The sequence below is a fragment of the Streptomyces sp. NPDC051909 genome (assembly GCF_040681095.1).
In the GTDB taxonomy this organism is placed as follows: domain Bacteria; phylum Actinomycetota; class Actinomycetes; order Streptomycetales; family Streptomycetaceae; genus Streptomyces.
In genome coordinates, this window is record NZ_JBFAYA010000025.1 from 22171 (window position 1) to 42467 (window position 20297).

The 20297-nt window shown below is 74.4% G+C and carries 18 protein-coding genes; 7 read left to right on the plus strand and 11 right to left on the minus strand.

Features of this window, described 5'->3' with window-relative positions:
• Window positions 1-23: 23 nt before the first annotated feature.
• Window positions 24-1223 (minus strand): sulfite oxidase, encoded by a 1200-nt coding sequence (locus AB0M18_RS29940; protein WP_365763467.1) that lies wholly within the window; start codon window positions 1221-1223, stop codon window positions 24-26.
• 320 nt (window positions 1224-1543) lie between these two features.
• Here AB0M18_RS29940 and AB0M18_RS29945 point away from each other — a divergent pair, with 320 nt between their 5' ends.
• Together AB0M18_RS29945 and AB0M18_RS29950 are read left to right on the plus strand one after the other, a co-directional pair.
• Window positions 1544-2134, plus strand: coding sequence for a GNAT family N-acetyltransferase (locus AB0M18_RS29945; RefSeq protein WP_365763469.1), 591 nt, complete (start codon window positions 1544-1546; stop codon window positions 2132-2134).
• A 49-nt stretch (window positions 2135-2183) separates the two neighbouring features.
• The gene (locus AB0M18_RS29950; RefSeq protein WP_365763471.1) at window positions 2184-3008 is read left to right on the plus strand and encodes a methyltransferase domain-containing protein; all 825 of its coding nucleotides are present in this window, start codon (window positions 2184-2186) and stop codon (window positions 3006-3008) included.
• Between the two features lie 59 nt (window positions 3009-3067).
• Here AB0M18_RS29950 and AB0M18_RS29955 read toward each other — a convergent pair whose 3' ends face one another.
• Window positions 3068-5065, minus strand: a complete 1998-nt coding sequence (locus AB0M18_RS29955) for a DUF5107 domain-containing protein (RefSeq protein WP_365763473.1) — start codon at window positions 5063-5065, stop codon at window positions 3068-3070.
• 149 nt (window positions 5066-5214) lie between these two features.
• On the opposite strand from AB0M18_RS29955, the gene AB0M18_RS29960 reads away from it, so the two are divergent.
• Entirely contained in the window at window positions 5215-5547 is a 333-nt protein-coding gene (locus AB0M18_RS29960; protein WP_365763475.1) for a DUF6204 family protein, read from the plus strand.
• Here AB0M18_RS29960 and AB0M18_RS29965 read toward each other — a convergent pair.
• The 3 genes from AB0M18_RS29965 to AB0M18_RS29975 form a co-directional block, all read right to left on the minus strand.
• Window positions 5535-6107, minus strand: a complete 573-nt coding sequence (locus tag AB0M18_RS29965) for a GNAT family N-acetyltransferase (RefSeq protein WP_365763477.1) — start codon at window positions 6105-6107, stop codon at window positions 5535-5537. The genes AB0M18_RS29960 and AB0M18_RS29965 overlap by 13 nt on opposite strands.
• 429 nt (window positions 6108-6536) lie before the next feature.
• Window positions 6537-6896 (minus strand): hypothetical protein, encoded by a 360-nt coding sequence (locus AB0M18_RS29970; protein ID WP_365763479.1) that lies wholly within the window; start codon window positions 6894-6896, stop codon window positions 6537-6539.
• Window positions 6893-7135 carry a lipopolysaccharide assembly protein LapA domain-containing protein gene (locus tag AB0M18_RS29975; RefSeq protein WP_365763481.1) on the minus strand — a complete coding sequence of 81 codons (243 nt, stop codon included), beginning with the start codon at window positions 7133-7135 and terminating at the stop codon, window positions 6893-6895. Before AB0M18_RS29975 ends, AB0M18_RS29970 begins: the two co-directional genes overlap by 4 nt.
• Window positions 7136-7299: 164 nt before the next feature.
• On the opposite strand from AB0M18_RS29975, the gene AB0M18_RS29980 reads away from it, so the two are divergent.
• The 3 genes from AB0M18_RS29980 (at window position 7300) to AB0M18_RS29990 (ending at window position 10046) form a co-directional block, all read left to right on the plus strand.
• The gene (locus tag AB0M18_RS29980; RefSeq protein WP_365763483.1) at window positions 7300-8052 is read left to right on the plus strand and encodes a GntR family transcriptional regulator; all 753 of its coding nucleotides are present in this window, start codon (window positions 7300-7302) and stop codon (window positions 8050-8052) included.
• Window positions 8053-8230: 178 nt separating this feature from the next.
• Entirely contained in the window at window positions 8231-9322 is a 1092-nt protein-coding gene (locus AB0M18_RS29985; RefSeq protein ID WP_365763485.1) for an adenosine deaminase, read from the plus strand.
• Window positions 9323-9392: 70 nt separating this feature from the next.
• Window positions 9393-10046: a GntR family transcriptional regulator gene (locus AB0M18_RS29990; protein WP_365763487.1), complete on the plus strand. Its 654-nt coding sequence runs from the start codon at window positions 9393-9395 to the stop codon at window positions 10044-10046.
• Between the two features lie 66 nt (window positions 10047-10112).
• Here the strand turns inward: AB0M18_RS29990 and AB0M18_RS29995 are convergent, their stop codons facing one another.
• The 4 genes from AB0M18_RS29995 to AB0M18_RS30010 all read right to left on the minus strand — a co-directional run bounded on the left by AB0M18_RS29995 (window position 10113) and on the right by AB0M18_RS30010 (window position 15265).
• Window positions 10113-11042: an LD-carboxypeptidase gene (locus AB0M18_RS29995; RefSeq protein WP_365763489.1), complete on the minus strand. Its 930-nt coding sequence runs from the start codon at window positions 11040-11042 to the stop codon at window positions 10113-10115.
• On the minus strand, window positions 11039-13033 hold the full coding sequence (locus tag AB0M18_RS30000) for a prolyl oligopeptidase family serine peptidase (protein ID WP_365763491.1): 1995 nt from the start codon (window positions 13031-13033) through the stop codon (window positions 11039-11041). Before AB0M18_RS30000 ends, AB0M18_RS29995 begins: the two co-directional genes overlap by 4 nt.
• A 71-nt stretch (window positions 13034-13104) precedes the next feature.
• Complete coding sequence (locus AB0M18_RS30005) at window positions 13105-14439, minus strand: M20/M25/M40 family metallo-hydrolase (RefSeq protein WP_365763493.1); 1335 nt, start codon at window positions 14437-14439, stop codon at window positions 13105-13107.
• The gene (locus AB0M18_RS30010; protein WP_365763495.1) at window positions 14432-15265 is read right to left on the minus strand and encodes a M55 family metallopeptidase; all 834 of its coding nucleotides are present in this window, start codon (window positions 15263-15265) and stop codon (window positions 14432-14434) included. Before AB0M18_RS30010 ends, AB0M18_RS30005 begins: the two co-directional genes overlap by 8 nt.
• A gap of 329 nt (window positions 15266-15594) precedes the next feature.
• Here AB0M18_RS30010 and AB0M18_RS30015 point away from each other — a divergent pair, with 329 nt between their 5' ends.
• A complete protein-coding gene (locus tag AB0M18_RS30015; RefSeq protein WP_365763589.1) occupies window positions 15595-16641 on the plus strand; it encodes a hypothetical protein in 1047 nt (348 codons plus the stop codon).
• Window positions 16642-16970: 329 nt separating this feature from the next.
• Here the strand turns inward: AB0M18_RS30015 and AB0M18_RS30020 are convergent, their stop codons facing one another.
• Together AB0M18_RS30020 and AB0M18_RS30025 are read right to left on the minus strand one after the other, a co-directional pair.
• Entirely contained in the window at window positions 16971-19481 is a 2511-nt protein-coding gene (locus AB0M18_RS30020) for an MFS transporter (protein ID WP_365763497.1), read from the minus strand.
• Between the two features lie 312 nt (window positions 19482-19793).
• Window positions 19794-20237: an SRPBCC family protein gene (locus AB0M18_RS30025; RefSeq protein ID WP_365763499.1), complete on the minus strand. Its 444-nt coding sequence runs from the start codon at window positions 20235-20237 to the stop codon at window positions 19794-19796.
• Window positions 20238-20297: the final 60 nt, after the last annotated feature.

Sequence of the window (20297 nt, forward strand, 5' to 3'; positions counted from 1 at the left end):
CCCGCGACGGGCCCGCGCCGCGCTCATTCCACGGTGAGGGGGTGCCGGACGACGGCGTTGAAGAGATAGCCCTGGGTGTTGTGGACGGCCCGCTCGGGCTGGACGTTCCCGGCGGCGTCGGTGACCCGGGAGAGCAGGGTCGCGGGGCCCGCGGCGGTGGGCCGCCAGGAGGCGGTCCACCGCACCCACTGGCCGGAGCGCGGGCGATCGACGATCCGGGCCGGGCGCCAGGTGCCGCCGCCGTCGGTGGACACCTCCACCGCACGCACGGGCGCGAGCGCGGACCAGGCACGGCCGGTGAGGTGGTGGGTGCGGCCCGCGGCGAGGGAGGCGCCGAAGGGGAGCTCGTAGGCGCTCTTGAGGGTCTGCGGCCCGAGGGGCGCGCTGCCGCCGGCCGGGTGAGCCTCGCCGAAGAACCGGTAGAAGTCGGTGGACCAGGGCGAGGAGAGCGGCCCGCGGGACACCTCGATGTCGCCGAGCCACTTGACGGAGGCGACACCGACCCAGTCGGGCACGACGAGCCGGGCCGGGAACCCGTGGTCGTACGGGAGCGGCTCGCCGTTCATCTTGTACGCGACGATCACGTCGTCCAGCGCCTTGGCGACGGGCAGCGGTCGGCGCACCCGCCCGAGGTCGGCCCCGCCGGTGACGTACGGATCGTCGAGGCCGCGTGGTTGCACGGCGACGGCGTCCGAGGCGATCCCGGCCAGCCGCAGCACGTCCGAGAGCCGGGCGCCGCGCCAGTGGGCGGCGCCGACCGCGCCGAGGGTCCAGGGCGTGCCGCTGACGGGCTCGCCCTGCTGGGTGGCGTAGAGGCTGCGCCCGTTTCCGGCGCACTCGATCAGGGCCGTCCGGGTGACGGGCGGCAGGTCGCGCAGCTGTCCGTATCCGATCTCCACGGACGTCCGCCGCCCGTGCAGACCGTCGCCCCAGACGGTGAGCCGCCAGTCGGCGGCGTCGAGGACGGGGGTGGAGGTGTGGTTGCGGACGAAGAAGCGGTCGGCGGGCGTGACCCGCCCGGTGTCGCGGAAGGTCTCGAAACGCGACTCGGCGTTGGTCCCGCGGACGGTGAAATACGCGGGCGGGAGCGGCTTGACGATGCCGGGGGCCCGGTCGGGCGACGGGCCGGCGGCGGGGTCGGCGGCGCCCGCCGGGGGCGCGCCGAGGGCGGAGAGGACGGGGGCGGCGGCGAGCGCCTTCAGGAGGCTGCGGCGGGCGGGCACGGGCTCTTCTCCTCGACGCGTCGGGGACGGACGGGCACACCTTGGCACCGGACGGGGCCGGCGCGGGGGCCCGCGGCGGTTCCTTCACGGACCTGCAATGACGGGCCTGCGGCAGCGGGTCCGGAATTACGGGTCTGCCATGAGGGACCAGTCGTGACGGGCTGTCGTGACGGACCTGTCGTCACGGGCCTGTCGTGACGGGCCTGTCATGACGGGCTGGTGTGACGGGCCTGTCATGACGGGCTGGCGTGACGGGCCTGCACTTCCAGGATCCGCCAGGTGGGCGCCGTGCGCGTTGCCGACCCCGCGACACTGGGCGGATGAGCGCCTACGACCCGAAGCACTTCGCCGCCGTCCCGCTGTGCGGCGCCCGTCTGGACCTGGAGCCGCTGCGGCTCGACCATGCCGCCGAGACGGCCCCGGCCCTGGCCGATCCCGCCCTGCACGCCTTCATCGGCGGCGCCCCGCTCGGCGGGACCGAGCTGCGCGCCCGCTACGCGCGGCTGCTCGCGGGCCCGCCGGACCCGGCGACGACGATGTGGTGCAACTGGGTGCTGCGGCTGCGGGAGACGGGGGAAGCGATCGGCACCGTGCAGGCCACGGTGGTGGCCGGGGGCGCCGAGCTCGCGTGGGTGCTCGGCACGCCCTGGCAGGGCCGGGGGCTCGCCCGGGAGGCGGCGGTGGTGCTTGCGGACTGGCTGCGGGAGCGCGGCGCGCCCGCCCTGGTGGCGCATGTGCATCCCGAGCACCGCGCGTCGGAGGGGGTGGCCGCGGCGGCGGGCCTGGCGCCGACGCAGGTGGTCGAGGACGGGGAGCGGCGCTGGGAATGGCACGCCCCAACCAGCCGGCGAGAGGGCGCTGTTCAGACCCTGCGTCCACATCATGAGAATGGGATCTCAGGATACGAATGATCGGCGTACGGTGAGCGCACAGCAACCGCCCGTCCGAAGGAGCCCGGTCATGCCGTCGTCCACGCCTCCGCACGAGACCGCCACCTACACCCACGGCCACCACGAGTCCGTGCTGCGGTCGCACAGTTGGCGCACCGTCGAGAACTCCGCCGCCTATCTGATCCCCGAACTGGCCGCCGGTCTGGACGTCCTGGACGTGGGGTGCGGGCCGGGCACCATCAGCGCCGATCTGGCGGAGCGGGTCGCGCCGGGACGGGTGACCGCCGTGGACGCGGCCGAGGACGTACTGGTGAAGGCGCGCGCCGCCGCGGCCGAACGGGGCGTGGGCAACGTGGAGTTCGCGGTCGCCGACGTCCACGCCCTGGACTTCCCCGACGACTCCTTCGACATCGTCCACGCCCACCAGGTGCTGCAACACGTCGGCGACCCGGTGCAGGCGCTGCGCGAGATGCGGCGGGTGTGCCGGCCGGGCGGGGTGGTGGCCGCCCGGGACAGCGACTACGGGGCCTTCACCTGGTTCCCGCGCCCGCCCGGCCTGGACGCCTGGCAGGACCTGTACCAGCGGGTGGCCCGCGCGAACGGCGGCGAGCCCGACGCCGGCCGCCGACTGCTGTCCTGGGCCCACCGGGCCGGCTTCACCGACGTCACGGCCTCCGCCGGGGTGTGGTGTTTCGCGTCCCCGGAGGAGCGCGCCTGGTGGAGCGGCCTGTGGGCCGACCGCACCACCGAGTCGGTGTACGCGCGCCTGGCGGTGGACGGCGGCCACGCCACGCCCGAGGAGCTGACCGCCGTCGCCGAGGCGTGGCGCGCCTGGGGCAAGGACGAGGACGCCTGGTTCCTGGTGCCGCACGGCCAGATCCTGTGCCGGGTCTGACCCTGTGGCGGGACTGACCCTGTGCCGGGACTGATCCGCCCGGCACCACGCCCCCTTCGTCAGCTCGGGCGCATGCGGAACTCGTAGGCGTCCGGCAGGGGTTCGTCGGTGAGCCGGGACCACAGCTCGCCCAGCTCCTCCGCACCCTCCCTCAGGTCGGCGACCTCGAAGCCTTCGTCGAAGACCGCGCGGGCCGCGTCCGGGCGGCCCTCCGCGAGCAGCAGCCGGGCCTCCAGGTAGCGGAAGGCGCCGCGGGCCCGCACCCCCTCGGGGAGCCGGGAGAGCACGGCGCGGGCCTCGGCGGGCCGGTTCGCGCCGAGCAGGACGGTGACCGTCTCGCGCCCGAGGGCGGCGGTGACCACGGGGTCGCCGCCGTACTGCGCCTCGAAGGCCTCGGCGTACCGGTCCGCCGCCCGCTCCCGGTGCCCCTCCTCCCGGTCGGCCACGGCCAGACAGTAGAGCAGCGGCCAGCGCTCGGCGGCGTTCTTCAGGCCGCGCTCCCAGCTCCGTACCGCCTGGGCGAGATCGCCGGCCGCCCACTGGGCGACGCCGAGGTGGTATTCGGTGACCGGCTCGGCGGGGGCGGTCTCCAGCATGTCCCGCCAGGCGGCGGAGACGGGCGTCGGCCCCGGCGCGGCGCCCGGCTCGGCATCCGGGCCGGGCACGGGCAGGGCGCCGGTGCGCAACAGCTCGACCCACGGGCGCTGCTCGTCCCCGAGCAGCGCCGGGTCGAACGGGGTCCCGGGCAGCACATGGCCCGCGCGCAGCACTTCGAGCGCGCCCCAGCCCGAGCCGAGCGCGAGCAGCGGCCCCGGCTCGGTGTCGGCGACGGTCCGCCACCGCTCGTACGCCGCGTCGACCTCGGCGCGCGGCAGCGCCTCGGCGAGCGCGGTCTCGACGCCCGCGCGGGCCGCCGCCCAGTCCGCGCCGTGCACCACGGCCGGGTCGGCGCCCAGCGGCCCGTACACCTCCAGCCAGGAGACCTCCTCGCCCGCCTCCAGGACGGGGTGCTCCAGCTGGGTGCGGGCCAGGCCGGCCTGGATCTCGGCGTAGCCGGGGGTGCCCGGCTCGGTCAGCCACTCCTGCCAGCGGCGCCCGCCGCGCCCGGTGCCCCACACGAAGAGCTTGCGGCCGAGCAGCCCGTCCGTGGAGGTCTGCACCAGGCCCTCGCCGTGCTCGTCGAGCGCGGCGACCCAGCGCCGCTGCCCGTCCGGCAGCGCGTAGAACCAGTCGCCCGCGTGGGCGCTCTCCAGCGGGTACGTGCGGTCGGTGCCGTCCTCGGAGCGCGGCACCGGCACCCGGCGCAGGGCGCGCGTGTAGCCGAAGTGCCAGGCGGTGTCGGCGGGGGCGAGGATCCGGCGGTCCTCGGGGACGGCCGTGTTGGACCACCAGTAGCAGGGCACGGCCCGCTCGTGCGGGTTGCGGACGCGGATGCCGACGCGCAGGTGCGCGGAGTCCTCGGGCAGCCACAGGTCGACCTGGAACGGCAGGTCGCGCAGCCGCTCCCACTCCCACAGACGCAGCATCTCGCCGCCGTCGGGCGCCGGGACGACCGCGGCGTGCAGCGGGGCGCAGGACAGGGTGGTGTGGCCGCGGGCGCCGATGTTCCACTCGATGCCGCCGGAGAACCAGGCGCCGTTGAGCGCGAAGGCGGCGGGCTGCAACACCGGGTTGCGGTAGAGGAGTTCGCGACCGGCAGGCTTGTGCAGGAGGGAGTGGATCCGGCCGCCGAGTCCGGGGAGCACGGTGACCTTGAGGTGGTCGTTCTCGATCTCGATCGTGTCGACGGCGGTGGGCGTGCGCTCGCGCCCGTAGCCGTCGCGCATCCGCGTGGGCAGCAGGGTGCGCAGCGGGGCGTGCCCGAGTTGGCGGGCCATGTCCCGGGGCAGCCCGGCCCGGTCCCGCTCGTCGACCAGGGGGGCGGCGGCTCCGTCTGTGCCTCCGACTCCGACTCCGCCGCCGCCGAGGAGGTGGAGCGCGGGAAGCGGGTTGTCCGGGCCCAACGGCGCTGCGGGCAGGGTGAGTACGGCACGTCGTACGGTCGTCATGCCGACCATGGAACACGCCGGAACACCCGTCGGCCAGAGGGTCTGCGACCGCCCGTGGCGGCCTGTGGCCGCGTGACCAGGGAAATCCCGTTGCGCGGCGCGGGCACCTCCGTAGGGTTGATCCGTTGTCGAGAAGTGCGCGAGGAAATGAGCGTCGAGTGAGCGAGCAGCACACCTATCGGGTGATCGTCCGGGGCACGTTCGAGGACCTGTCGGAGGAGAGCCGCACCCGGCTCCTCGCGGAGGCCGAGGAACACGGGCTCTCGGCGATGCAGTTCACCGAGGAGGGTTCGCTCGCCTACGACCGGACCCTGAAGCACTTCTCGTACCGCCTGGTCGTGGTCTCCGACGCGGCGGACGGCGAGGAGATGGCGGGCGCGATCGCGGAGGACCGCGTGGAGCGGGCGCTGCGAGCGCTCGGGCACGGCTTCTCGGGCCTGAAGTCCAAGGTCACCGACATGGACACGATGAAGATCAACTACAAGCGCTGACCCCGGGGCGCGCCCGCGCCGGGCGGTCCGGCCGTGATCGCCCAGCGCTCGTGGTCCCGCCAGGCGCCGTCGATGAACAGCATCGCGGGCGAGAAGCCCTCCAACCGGAAGCCGGCCCGCCGGACGAGGGCGCGGGAAGCGGTGTTGCCCGGCTGGATGTTGGCCTCCAGGCGGTGCAGGCCGAGCGGCCCGAAGGCGTGTCCGAGGACCAGGCCGAGCGCCTCGGTGAGCAGCCCGCGCCCGGCGGCGTGCGCGAAGGCGCCGTATCCGAGCGCGCCGGAGAGGAACGCGCCGCGGACGATGTTGTTGATGTTGACGAACCCGGCGATCCCCCCGCCCTCCCGCTCGCACACGAGAAAGCCCTCCCGTGCCGGGTCCTCGATCAGCGGCCTGCTGTAGGCCGCGTACGCGTCGGAGCTCTGCGGCGGATACAGCCAGGGCGCATGCAGCTCCCGGCTCTCCCGGGCCCGCGCGGTGAACTCCTCGGCGTCCTCCGCCGTGAAGGGCCGCAGGCCGACGCGGGGCCCGATGACGAGATACCGCCCAAGATCACCAGACATGGGCCCAGGCTACCGGCGGGAGTGGGTCAGGGCCGTCCTGAGGCCGTGGGGGGGGCACGCGGGCGGGCGCGTGGCACGAAGGTCGGACGCAGGGAACCGAGCGGCCTGCGCCGGACCGCGTCGGCGATGTCGGCGACGTCGGCAACACGACGGACGACCGCCGGCCTTGGCCGCCCGCTCGGCCTGGGCCCGCGGCCCAGGCCGAGCGGGTGACGCGCGGCGCCGCCGACTGCGGCAGCGGCGCGGTGGGCGGCCGACGGCCCGAGCCGGCCGCGCGGGCGAGCGGGCAAGCGGGCCGAGCGGGTGACTCGCGCTGCCGCCGACTGCGGCGCCGCACGGAGGGCGGCCGACGGCTTCGGCAGTGCGGGCGCCGGGCCGGGCGGCCGACGGCCCGAGCCGTTCGCTCAGGGGCGCCCCCGGCGCCCCCCGTCAGCGACGTGCGGCCGTCACGCGGGGCGGGCAGGCCTCGCCCTTCTTCACCACGCCCAGCACGACCCGGCCGCGCGGGGCGCGGGGGGCGCCGGGGGCGGGGTGCTGGGTGCAGACCCACCAGTTCGGCGGCCAGAGCACGCGACGGTCGCCGCCGCCCACGTCGATGACGTCGAGGCGGGTGCGCGGCGCGAGCGCCGTGAAGACCCGCCAGAGGCTCCGGCCCAGCAGGTTCGGCGTGGGCTGACGCACGGAGCGCTCGGCGCGCTCCTCCGCCTCCGCGACCGGTTCGGCCGAGCTGACGGCCACGGCCGCGAGCGCGAGGACCGCGCCCGCGCCGACCAGGGTAGACCGTCTCATTTCCGCCTCCGGGCCGCCGCGTAGTAGCCGCAGATCGCACCGAGCAGCGCCGTCGCCAGCAAAGCGAGGTACAGCGGCATGGTCACCTCGGGGATCAGCAGTCTGATCCGTACATCACGGGTGTTCTCGAAGATGAACACGAGCAACAGGATCGCCACGACCCCGATCGCGATCCGGCCGGGGGTGAAGACTCCGCCCGCCCGGGACCTGCCCGTGCTCGTTGTCTCCTTGGGACTCATCGCCGGCCTCTCCTCCGTCGTGCGTCCCCCCAGGATGGGCCGATTCTTCCGTTTCGGCGCCACGAAGGACGGCCGTCCGAGTGACTTGTCAGACAAGAGTGGGCGGTTACGGTAGACATCGCAGACCTCGCAGACCTGAACCGCGCGCGAAGGAGGACCGATCCGTGGCAGTCGGCGGACCGCAGCGACGACCCGTGGTCGCGCTCTACGAACGGATCGCGGACGCCATCCACGACGGCACCTACCCGCCGGGATCCACGCTGCCCTCGGAGCCCAAGCTGGCCTGCGAGCTCGGCGTGAGCCGTCCGGCGCTGCGCGAGGCGCTGCTGCTGCTCCAGGAGGACGGGCTGCTCACGGTACGCCGCGGGGTCGGGCGCACGGTCAACGCGCATCCGCCACGGCGCGGATTCGAGCAGTTCAGGGCCCTGGAGGAGCTCCTCGGCGGGGCCGCGCCGCTACGGGTGCGGGGGCTGCTACGCACCGTCGAGGAACCGACCGACTTCACCACCCAGCACCTGCTGGCCCCGGCCGGCGCCGAGCTGCGCTTCTGGGAGTCGGTGCTGGTCGGCGAGGCCGGCCCGGCGGTCCTGAGCCACGAGTGGGCGGCCGCCGACGAGGTCCTGGAGCGCGCCCACCCCACCTTCGCCGGGGCCTTGCGGGCGCCGGTCTCCGGAGCCGGGCGCACCTCCATGCTGGCCGTGCTGGCCGGGGCTTCGCGGGGCGTGCCGCTGGCGGCGCACAGCGCGGTCACGGCGACCCTGCTCGGGCGGCGCCGGGGCGAGCAGCTGGGCCGGTCGGCCGACACCCCGGCGGTCCTCGTCACGCAGGTCGTACGGGTCGAGGACACCCCGGTCCTGGCCGCCAAGCACATGCTGCCGACGGGCGCGCCCGCGCTGCCGGTACTCCAGTCGAACTGAGCCGGGGCGGGGCTTCAGGCCCCGAGCCTGCGGGGCGCCCCGCACACCGTGCCCGTACAGCGCCCGCCTCACCCCCCTACCGTCGCCGGCGCGGGCGCCGCCTCCGCACCGTCGCCTCCTGCCGCCTGTCGCCGGCGTCACACCACGCCGTCCCCCGGTTGGCGTACACTTCCCCGCCATGCACTTGTCTGACAACCTTGCCGCCGACTCCGCCACCACCCCCGTGGCCGAGTGGATCCGCCGCGCCCCCAAGGCCGTCCTGCACGACCACCTCGACGGCGGGCTGCGCCCGGCGACGATCGTCGAGCTGGCGCGGTCCTGCGGCTACACCGGACTGCCCACCGAGGACCCGGCCGAGCTGGCGGTCTGGTTCCGGGACGCCGCCGACTCCGGTTCCCTGGAGCGGTACCTGGAGACCTTCGCCCACACCTGCGCGGTGATGCAGACCCGCGAGGCCCTGGAGCGGATCGCGGCGGAGTGCGCCGAGGACCTGGCCGCCGACGGGGTCGTCTACGCCGAGATCCGGTACGCCCCCGAGCAGCACCTGGCGGGCGGGCTCACCCTCGACGAGGTCGTCGAGGCCGTGAACGACGGCTTCCGCGCGGGCGAGCGCCGGTCCGGCGACCGGATCACGGTCCGCACCCTGCTCACCGGCATGCGCCACACCGACCGCTCCCTGGAGATCGCCCGGCTGACGGTGGCGCACCGGGACAACGGCGTGGCCGGCTTCGACATCGCCGGCGGCGAGATCGGCAACCCGCCGGCCCGTCACCTGCCCGCCTTCCAGCACCTGAAGCGGGAGAACTGCCACTTCACCATCCACGCGGGCGAGGCCGTCGGCGCGGAGTCGATCCACGAGGCCGTACAGGTGTGCGGCACCGAGCGGATCGGGCACGGTGTGCGGATCACCGACGACATCGCCGAGGACGGCACGCTCGGCCGGCTCGCCTCGTACGTCCGGGACAACCGGATCGCCCTGGAGGTCTGCCCGACCTCCAACCTCCAGACGGGCGCGGCGAAGGACTACGCCTCGCACCCGATCGACGAGCTGCGCCGGCTCGGGTTCCGGATCACCCTGAACACCGACAACCGGCTGGTCTCCGGCACCACCATGAGCGAGGAGTTCCAGCACATGGCGGACGCCTTCGGCTACGGCCCGGAGGTCTTCGAGGAGTTCACGGTCGCCGCCCTGGAGGCCGCGTTCCTGCCGCTGCCCGAGCGGCAGCGGCTGATCGAGGAGATCGTCCGCCCGGGGTACGCGGCGCTGTAGGGCTCTCTGGGGGGAGGTCGGCGGCCTGTGCCGCCCTCCCCCGACCGGAGCCCGGTGGAAGAATGACGGCATGACAGCTGCCGAGGAGTTCAAGCCCGAGTCGGATCGGATCACGCGCACCCTGCGCGACCAGATCATCGACGGGACCCGGGCGCCCGGCAGCAGGCTGGTGGAGCGCGAGATCGCCGCCGAGCTGGACGTGAGCCGGCTGCCGGTGCGCGACGCGCTCCGGGACCTGGTCGCCGAGGGTCTGGTGACGCCCCGGCCCCGCACCTGGGCCGTGGTGCGCGAGTTCAGCGCGTCCGACATCTCCGACCTCATCGAGGTCCGGTCGGCCCTGGAGCTCCTGGCCTTCCGGCTCGCGGCCCAGCGCCGTACCCGCGCGGGCCTCGCCAAGCTGCGCGCGGACCTCGACGCCGAGCAGTCCGCGGCGGCACGCGGGGACGGCACGACGGCCCGGCGGGCGGCGGCGGACTTCCACGAGACCGTCACCGAACTCGCGGACAACGCGCTGCTCACCGAGCTGGAGGGGACGCTGCGCAGCCGGATGCGCTGGCTGCTCGGCCAGCACGACGCGTTCTCGGCCGTGGCCGAGGAGCACGAGGAGCTGTACCGGGGGATCGAGGCGAGGGACGTGGCACGGGTCGAGGAGCTGGCCCTGCGCCATCTGGAGAGCAGCCGGAGCAAGGCGGCCGAGCACCGTCGGCGGACGGCGCCGGAGTAGCCGCCCGGAGCGCCCTCGTCCCCGTCCGGGACGGGGGCGCTCCGCCGTTCTCGGACGGCGGCCCGCTCAGCTCAGGGCGGGTACGTCGAGGGTGAGCGTGCCCGCGTCGGCGTCGAGCACGCCGGGTATGCCGAGCGGGACGGTGAGGGCGGTGGGGCCGTGGCCGAAGCCCAGTTCCTCCACGACCGGTACGCCGAGCCCGCCGAGCCGGTCGGCGAGGACGGCGCGCACGTCCTCGTACGGCCCGCACTCCTCCCACGAGCCGAGGCCGATCCCGGCCACCCCGTCCAGCCATCCGGAGCGCAGCAGTTGGGTGAGGATCCGGTCGAGGCGGTACGGCTCCTCCCCCACGTCCTCCAGGAGCAGCAGCCCGCCGCGGGCAGAGTCCCGGGCGCGCGGTGTGCCGAGGTCGGCGGCGAGCAGGCTGGCGCAACCGCCGAGGGTGACGCCGTGGGCGCGGCCCGGCACCAGGGCGCCGGCGTTCTCCAGGCCGAGGACGCGCACCGACTCGGGCTCGAAGAGGGTGGCCCGCAGGGATTCCCGGGTGCGGGCGTCCTTCAGGAAGACCTCGGTGGCGACCATCGGGCCGTGCAGGGTGGCGAGGCCGAGCCGGGCGGCGAAGGCCTCGTGGAGCGCGGTGATGTCGCTGTAGCCGACGAGCACCTTGGGGCCGGCGGCCCGTATCGCGTCCCAGTCGAGCAGGTCCACCATCCGCTGCGCCCCGTAGCCCCCGCGGGCGCAGAGAACCGCGGAGACCTCCGGGTCGCACCAGGCCTCGGTGAGAGCGCGGGCCCGGTCGGCGTCGGTGCCGGCGAGATGGCCGAGGGTGGGGTGATGGTCGAGGACGTGCGGGGCGACGACCGGGTCGAGGCCCCAGCCCCGCAGGATGTCGAGCCCGGCCCGCAGCCGCTCCTCCGGTACCGGGCCGCTGGGGGCGACCACGGCGACCCGGGCGCCCGGGCGGAGCTTCGGCGGGCGGACGAGTGCGGGGGTCACGACCGCAGCTCCAGCTCGGCCAGGTCGTCCCGCGCGATGCCGAAGGCGCGGGCGTACAGGGCGAGTTCGGCCTCCAGGGCGCGGATCATCGTCTCGGCCAGGCGGAAGCCGTGGCTCTCGCCGGCGAAGGCGAGGTAACCGTGCGGGACGCCCCGGCCGGCCATCCGGGCGAGGAAGCGCTCGGCCTGCGCGGGCGGACAGACCGGGTCGTCGAGGCCCTGGAGCAGCAGGAAGGGCGCGGAGATCTTCTCGGCGTGCTCCAGCGGGGAGCGGTCCCGGTAGCGGGCGGGCACCTCGTCGGGCCGCCCGATGAGGGAGTGCATGTACTGGGATTCGAAGTCGTGGGTCTCGCCGGTGGTGAAGGCGGTGGCGTCGAGGACGGGGTAGATGATGGTGCCGCAGGCGTAGACGTCGGTGTGGGCGAGGGATGCGGCGGTGGTCCAGCCGCCGGCGCTGCCGCCGCGGATCGCGAGGCGGTCCGGGTCGGCGGTGCCCTCCTCGGCGAGGGCGCGGGCCACGGCGGCGCAGTCCTCGACGTCGACCACGCCCCACTGCTCGCGCAGGCGTTCGCGGTACTCCCGGCCGTAGCCGGTGGAGCCGCCGTAGTTGACCACGGCGACGCCGATGCCCCGGGAGGTGAAGTAGGCGATCTGCAGGTCGAGGACGAGCGGGGCGTGGCCGGTGGGGCCGCCGTGCGCGGAGACGACGTAGGGCGGCAGCTCGTCGGCGGGGGCGGTGCGGTCGGGGTTGTGCGGCGGGTAGACGTGGGCGTGGATCTCGCGGTCGTCGGGCCCGGTGAAGGTGCGGATCTGGGGCTCGGGATAGTAGACGGGGTCGACCGGGTCCTGGTGCGGGGAGCCGATGACGCGGGTGCGGCCGGTGCAGGTGTCGAGCTCGACGACCTCGTAGGCGCTGCGGGGGCCGGCGGCGACACCGACGACGCGGGTGCCGTGCACGGCGAGCGTGCCGGCCCACGCGGTCCAGGGTCCACTGACGTCGACGAGTTCGCCGCTCTCCGAGTCGAGTATGCCGAGGGTGGTGGCGCCGCGGCCGTGGACGACGGCGACGAGGCCGCTGTCCAGCGGCTGGAACCAGCTGAGGCCGACCTGCCACAGCGGGCCGGCGAACTCCTCGGGGCGCGGGCAGAGCGGGATCGGGGCGATGCCGGTGCCGGGCGCCGGGGTGCGGTAGAGGTTCCACCAGCCGGTGCGGTCGCTGACGTGGAGAAGCTGTCCGTCGGCGGTCCAGCCGACCTGGGGTACGGACTCCTCGGGGCCGCCGGCGACGGTGCGCGGGGTCCCGAGGGTGCCGTCGGCGGTGATCTCGGCGAGCTGGACCTCGGTGCCGTCCCAGGGCATCCGGGGGTGGTCCCAGGCGATCCAGGCGGCCAGCCGGCCGTCCGGGGAGAGGCGGGGTCCGGTGACGAACCGGTGGGTGTCGTCGGTGAGTTCACGGATGCGGCCCCGGTCCTCGGCGGCGGAACCGTCGAGCGGCACGGCGGCGATCACCCGGCGCACGTCGGTGGGCGCGGGTCCGGTGAACTCCTCCAGGACGCACCAGACCTCACCGCGCTCGGGCAGCAGCACCGGGTCGGCCCAGCGCAGTCCCCCGCCGACCTCGGAGACCGGGGTGAGCGGCCGGGGCGCCGCGCCACCCGGCGCGTCCGGCTCGCACACGTAGAGCCGCTGGTCGGGGTGGTGGGAGAAGACGACGAGCGGTGTGCCGTCCGCCCCCACGGTGCCGGCCCAGGACTGTCCGCCGTACTCGAGGACCCGGCTGCGCACGTTCCAGGGGGCGGGCAGCACCGACTCCTCGGTGCCGTCCGGGCGGCGGCGCACCAGGGCGCGCCGCCCGCCCTCGGTGGGCCGCGGCGCGGTCCACCACACTTCGTCACCGACGAATCCGACGGAGTCGGGCCGTCCGTCGTGTGCCGCGGCGAGCGCGGCGCCGATGGGTGACGGCCAGCTGCCGTAGGTGGCCGTGGGTGCCATCAGGATCCCCCCCTGGTTCAGGTCGTGCGTGCGGACTTGCGGGTGTGGGACGGATAGGCGGCCGGCCGGTGTCAGGCCGAGCGCAGGTAGTGGTCGAGGACGCGGACGCCGAAGTGCAGGGCGTCGACCGGGACGCGTTCGTCGACGCCGTGGAACAGCGCCCCGTAGTCGAGGTCCGGGGGCAGCTTCAGCGGCGAGAAGCCGTATCCGGTGATGCCGAGGCGGGAGAACTGCTTGGCGTCGGTGCCGCCGGTCATGGAGAAGGGCACGGTGTGCCCCTCGGGGTCGAAGCGCTCGACCGCGGCGCGCAGCTTGGCGAAGGTCGGCGAGTCGACCGGGGCCTCCAGGGGCACCTCGCGGTGGTGGAACTCCCACGCCACGTCGGGCCCGGTGAGCCGGTCCATGGTCTCGACGAACTCGTCCTCGCCGCCGGGCAGCATCCGCCCGTCGACGTAGGCCACGGCCTGGCCGGGAATCACGTTCACCTTGTAACCGGCGTCGAGCATCGTCGGGTTGCTGCTGTTGCGCAGGGTGGGCGCGACGAGGGCTGCGGCGGGGCCGAGCTTCTCCAGGAGCGTCTCGACGTCGAAGCCGGGGGCGTCCACATCGGCCTCGACGCCGTACAGCGCGGCGAGTTCGACGAGCGCGGCCCGCACGGTCTTCGTGATCCGCACCGGCCACTCGTGGGCGCCGATGCGGGCGACGGCGCCGGCGAGCCGGGTGACCGCGTTGTCCTTGTTGATCTTCGAGCCGTGGCCGGCCCGGCCGTACGCGGTGAGCTTGACCCAGGCGGTGCCGCGCTCGCCCGCCGCGATCGGGTAGAGCCGGGTCTGCGGGTCCGGATGGAAGCTGAACGCGCCGGACTCGCTGATGCCCTCGGTGCAGCCCTCGAAGAGCGGGGCGTGCCGCTCGGCGAGGAACGCCGAGCCGTCCTCGGCGCTCGCCTCCTCGTCGGCGGTGTAGGCGATGACGATGTCCCGGCGCGGCCGCAGCCCCTGCCGGGCCCAGGAGCGCGCGACGGAGAGCACCATCGCGTCCATGTTCTTCATGTCGACCGCGCCACGGCCCCACACGACGCCGTCGCGGACCTCGCCGGAGAAGGGGTGCACGGTCCAGTCGGCGGCCTCGGCGGGCACGACGTCCAGGTGGCCGTGGACGAGCAGCGCGTCGGCCGTCGGGTCGGTGCCCGGGATCCGGGCCACGACGTTGGTACGGCCCGGGGTGCGCTCCAGGAGCGTGGTCTCCAGTCCTGCGTCGGCGAGTCGCTCCGCCACGTACTCGGCGGCGGGCCGCTCACGGCAGTCGCCACCGCCCCGGTTGGTGGTGTCGATCCTGATCAGCTCGGACGTGAAGGTGACGACCTCGTCGAGTGCCGTCGCGTCCGGACCGGGTTGCTGCTCAGCCATACTGCTCCTCCACGGCGGCCGACACGATCGTCGTGACCGCCTTGAACGTGCGGATTGCCTCGTACATCGTCTCGCTGGTGTAGGCGGTGCGGCGCTCGCCACTCCGCTCCGCGCCCGGCACCACCGTGGCGGCGGCGGCCAGGTGCTCCGCGTCGAATTCCAGCTCCACCGTGAACGGCCCGCCGCTGACCGGCTCGTGCCGGACCGCGAGCGCGGCGGCCGCCTTTGCTGCGGCGCGGATCTCGGCGGCGGTGCGGGCCGGGGTGCGGCACACCGCCGCGTACCGCGACACGTGGTCCTTGACCGCGACCTTGTGCGCCTCCGGCGCGTAGCCGAGAGCGTCCTCGCAGGTCAGGTCGTCGCCGGTGACGAGCACGACGGGGACGCCGAACTCGGCCACCACATGCGCGTTGAGCAGGCCCTCGCTCGCGCGCACCCCGTTGAGCCAGACACCGGTGATGGAGTTGGCGAGATAGGTGTGCGCGAGGACGCCCTCGGCGCCGGCTCCCGTGTGGTAGCCGACGAAGGCGATGCCGTCCACGTCGCCGTGCTGCACGCCCTCGACCATGGAGAGCGACTTGTGGCGGCCGGTGAGCATCTCGGCCCGCTCGTCGAGCCGCTCCAGGAGCAGATTGCGCATGGACCAGTGCGCCTCGTTGATCAGGACCTCGTCGGCGCCGCCGTCGAAGAAACCGAGCACCGCCGCGTTCACGTCGGACGTGAACATGGACCGGCACCGCTCCCACTGCGGGGTGCCGGGCAGCACGTCCGCGGGCCAGGTCACGCCGGTGGCGCCTTCCATGTCCGCGCTGATCAGGATCTTCATGCCTGGCACCGTACGCGTCGGGCGGCGGACCCCACCACCCCTGTGGATAAGTGTCGAAGGCGTGGACCGGTGACGGCGGTTCGGGTGGCGAGGCGTGCCGGTGATTCGGGCGAATCGTTTCATCTCGTGCGTATAGGCTGTCGGGCGCAGATTTTCCCTCCCGATCCGCAGGAGACCTCTCGGTGACCACGTCGCTCGCCCCGTCCGAAGCCCCCTCCGAAACGTCCGTCGAGTCGCCTGTCGAGTCGCCCGTGGAGTCGCCTGTCGACGTGCCCGCCCAGGCGCCCGGTGAGGCGACGGCCGGGGCGACGGCCGATGTGACCGTCGACCTGTCCGTCGACACCGGCGAGTGGGTCGAGCCCGTCGCGGCGGCCGTCGCCGAGGCCGTGGTCCGCGACGCCCGTGACTTCGGGGTGTACGCGCGGACCGGCGGCTGGGCCTTCGCGCTCAAGGTGGCCCGCAGCGTGCGGCCCGGCGGCCAGGCGGCCGAGGGCACGGACAAGGTGTCCGCGAAGGCCTTCGCGGAGCTCGCCGGCTGCTCGCCCGAGCGCGTGATGCGCTACTACAAGGCCTGGGACATGGCCGCGGACGACGGCCTGGTGCCGCAGTTCGAGGCGCTGGCGCCCGGCGAGGACGTCGAGCTGCCCGAGGCCGACGTCTGGCTGTCGTACTACTCCTCCCGCAACAGCGCGACCTCGGTGCGCGGCCACGCGATCAGCGCGGCGGCGGAGGCGGAGGGCATCAAGCCGACGAAGGCCCTGGAGGTCGCGGAGAACCCCACGGCCCTGCGCGCCGCGATCCTCGCCGACCCCGGCACCGCGGAGGCGGCGCGCGGCGCGCTGCTCGACCGCATGAAGGAGGACCCGGCGCTGCAGACGGAGATGGCCCGTGCCATCGCCCGCACCGGCGACCTGAAGAAGGCGGTGGCCCAGGAGGCGAAGGCCGCCGACCGCATCGAGTACGTCCGCCAGATCGCCGAGGGCGGCCAGATCAAGACCCCGGCCGGCCAGACCGTGGCCGCCCCGCCGGAGCTCCGCGCCGAGGCCGAGCGCCACCTCTCCCTCATCGACGAGCTCGACGACTCGGAGGAGGCCGGCGAATGGGCCGGCGAGGCGTACGAGACCGTGAAGACCATGGTCGCCAAGGCCGTCGAGGACAACCCGGAACTGCGCGTCCAGGAGCGCCGCACCAAGTTCTACAACAGCCTCCAGAAGGCCACGAAGGTCTTCGAGGAGCTGACCCTCGACGAGGTCCTGGAGGAGGACGTCGTCGAGGACGACATGCTCCAGCGCCTGGAAGCCCTCCAGGAGGCGATCGGCGCGTGCATCAGCGCCCTGCGCAAGGCGACGGCGGGGCCGGAGGCGGCCGAAGGCTGACCAGAACGGAGGCCCGTGCGCCGCGCACGGCGCGGGCGCGCCATTGCCCGGGCCGGGGCCGGGCCGGGACTCGCCGGAAGGCCCGGACCTGGCGAGCCGAGCGGCTCCGCGCGCCGGCGCGGCGCGGGCCGGGGGCCGAGGTCGGTACCGGAGCCGGGCGGGCCGGATGCCCGGCCCGGGCCAGCCGGGCGGCTCCGCGCACGCCGGCGGCGACGCGGTCCGGGGACGACGCGGTCCGGGGACGACGCGGTCCGGGGACGACGCGGTCCGGGGCGAATGCGGCTCAGGCACCGGTCCGCCCGGCGCGCCGCCCCGGGCCCTCCTCCCGCTCAGTCGTCGTGACCCAGCTGCAGGTCGCGTTCCGTGCGGCCGCCGCGGGCGACCTGGAGGACCGTGGCGACCGGGGGGTAGCCGGCGGCGATCACGGTGTACTCGCCGGACGAGAGGTCGACGAAGCGGAAGGTGCCGTCGGGGCCGGTGGTGAGGGTGTCGACGACGTTGTCGGCGGCGTCGAGGAGGGTGACGCGGGCGTCCTCGACGGGTCGGCCGGCACCGGCGCGGACCGTGCCGCGGAGGACGGCGCCACCCGCGAGTTCGATGTCCTGGCGGGTCTCGCGGGAGGACTGGACGCTGACCGGCAGGGCGGCCGGGCGGAAGGCGGGGGCGCTGGCGGCGAGGGTGTACTCGCCCGCGACCAGCTCGCCGATGACGTAGCCGCCCTCGCGGCCGCTGCGGGTGGAGGCGACGACCTCGCCGCGTACGTCGGTGAGGGTGACGGCCGCGTCCCCGACCGGCGTGCCGTCGGCGGTGACCACCGTGCCGGCGAGGCGGCCCGCGCCGCCGAGCACCACGTCGAGTTCGACCGGGCGCTCCCCCACGGTCACGGAGACCGCCTGCGGCTGGTGTCCGCCGGCGGCGGCGATCAGGACGTACGCGCCGGCGCCGGGCACGCTCAGCGCGTACCGGCCGTCGTCACCGCTCGCGCCCCGGCCGATCTGGGTCCCCGCGACGTCGATCAGGGTGAGGGCCGCGCGCGGCACGCTGCTCCCGTCGGGGTGCTGCACCTGGCCGCAGACCGGCACCCCGGCCGCGTACGCCGCCCGGGCCTGCGGAATCGGGGCGGTGGCGGGGGCCTCGGTGGTGGGGGTGTGGTGGGACACCAGCGGTTTCTCCTTGAGGAAGAAGGCGAGGACGAGGCCGAGCGCGAGGACCGGCACGAGGTAGAGGAAGATCCGGGGCATCGCGTCGGCGTACGCCTGGACGAAGGCGTCCCGCAGGGCGGGCGGCAGCGCGTGGACGGTCTGCGGGGTGACCGAGTCGGCCGGCGGCAGCGCGGCGGCGGCGCCGCCCCGGGGCAGCCGCTCGGCGAGCGCGTCGTCGAGGCGGGCGGCGAAGAGCGTGCCGAAGACGGCGGCGCCGACGCTGCCGCCGATCTGCCGGAAGTAGTTGTGGGCGCTGGTCGCGGTGCCGAGGTCGGCCGGCCGCACCGAGTTCTGCACGGCGAGCACCAGGACCGGCATGATCAGGCCGATGCCGACCCCGAGGACCGCCTGCCACAGGCTGTGCTGGAGACGTGGGGTGTCGGTGTCCATCCGGGACAGCAGCCACATGCCGAGCGTGGCGACGGCGGCCCCCGCCACCGGATGGGCCTTGTAGCGGCCGGTGTGGCTGATGAGCTGCCCGGAGACGACGGACGCGACGACGATGCCGCCCATCAGCGGGAGCATCAGCAGGCCGGACTCGGTGGCGCTGGCGCCCTCGACCATCTGCAGGAAGGTGGGCAGATAGCTCGCGGCGCCGAAGAGGGCGATGCCGACGACCGCGCCGACCAGGCTGGTGACGGTGAAGACGGAGTCGCGGAACAGCCGCAGCGGGATGAGGGGTTCGGGCGCGAAGCGCTCGACGACGAGGAAGAGGACGGCGGCCGCCGCGGCGCCGGCGCCCAGCCCGAGGATGACGCGCGAGCCCCAGGCGTACTCGGTGCCGCCCCAACTGGTCAGCAGCACCAGGCAGGTGGAGGCGGCGGCGAGCAGCAGCGCGCCGAGCACGTCGAAGCGGGCCCGGGCGGTGGGCTTGGGGAGCTTGAGGACGAGCGCGACGACGACCAGGGTGACCAGGCCGAAGGGCACGTTGAAGTAGAAGCACCAGCGCCAGGAGACGTGGTCGGTGAAGAAGCCGCCGAGCAGCGGTCCGGCGACCGACGCGAGGCCGAAGGCGGCGCCGATGAGGCCCATGTAGCGGCCGCGTTCCCGGGAGGGCACGATGTCGGCGATGATCGCCTGGACGCCGATCATCAGGCCGCCGGCGCCGACGCCCTGGAGGGCGCGGAAGGCGATGAGCTGGTCCATGGTGCGTGACCAGCCGGCCAGCCCCGAGCCGATGACGAAGACGACGATCGCGAAGAGGAAGACGCCCTTGCGGCCGAGGAGATCACCGAGCTTGCCGTAGATCGGCAGGCCGATGGTGGCGGTGAGCAGATACGCGGTGATCGCCCAGGACATCCGGTCCAGGCCCTGGAGTTCGCCGACGATCTTCGGCAGGGCGGTGGCGACGATCATCTGCTCCAGCGCGGCGAGGAGCAGTGCGAGCATGAGGCCGACGAAGACCAGCCGGATCCGGCGGGGGGCGAGCGCCTGCCCGGATCCGATCCCGGGTTCGGTCCCGGGTTCGGTCCCGGGTTCGGTCCCGGGTTCGGTCCCGGGTTCGGTCCCGGGTTCGGTCCCGACGTCGGAACCGGGAGCGTCCTCGGGGCCGAGGGCGGCCGGGTCCGCGGCCGGGCCCCTGGCCGCCTCGCCCCCGAGGGGCGGCACCGCGCCCACCGCCGTTTCGGCGCGTTTCACGCTCGTGATGGCACCCACCTCACTGCTCCCCTCGTCACGCCCTCTGCGAGCGTCATTCTTCGCATTGCGCGCGAAGCGGGAGCAAGTCGGGCGGTACGGGGGAAGGGTGGGGCCAGGGTGACTGAACGTCCCTGCGGGGCGGCGCACTTGGGGCGCTCATCAGGGCGTTTGCCGGGTGGTGCGCGACCCCCGGGTGCCCTGGCACTCTTGCGGGGGTCGCGGGGAAACCACTCGAATCGGTGATGACTCGGAGCGTTACTTCATGGTTCCGGTTTCCCGAGGCTACTTCTCACCCCGGGCTCGCGCCCAGCACTACTTCTCGACCTCGGTCGCCAGGTTGGCGAGCACCGCGTCGTAGATCCGGCCGAGACCCTTGGGCGCGAAGGTGCGCTCGAAGAAGCCGCCGATGCCGCCGGCGCCGTTCCAGACGGTGGTGACCACGGCCTTGGACCTGCCTTCCCCGGCCGGGGTGACGGTCCAGGTGGTGACCATGGAGGAGTTGCGGTCCTTCTCGACCAGCTGCCCGTCGGTGGGCTCGGTGACCTCCAGGAGGCAGTCGCGGACACGCTTGCTGGTGGCCTGGAGCTTCCAGTGGACGAGGGTGCCCTCGCCGTCGCCGCCCTCGCGCACCTCGTACTCGCTGAAGTGCTCGGGGAGCAGCTTCCCGCGCGTGCCGGTGTAGTCGGCGAGCGCGTCGAACACCTTCTCCGCGTCGGCGGCGACGATCCGCTCCGTCGTGGCCTCGACCTGCGCCATGGCACTTCCTCCAGCTGTTCTCGTGGTGCTCACGGGGATGTGGGCCAAGCCAACCACCTG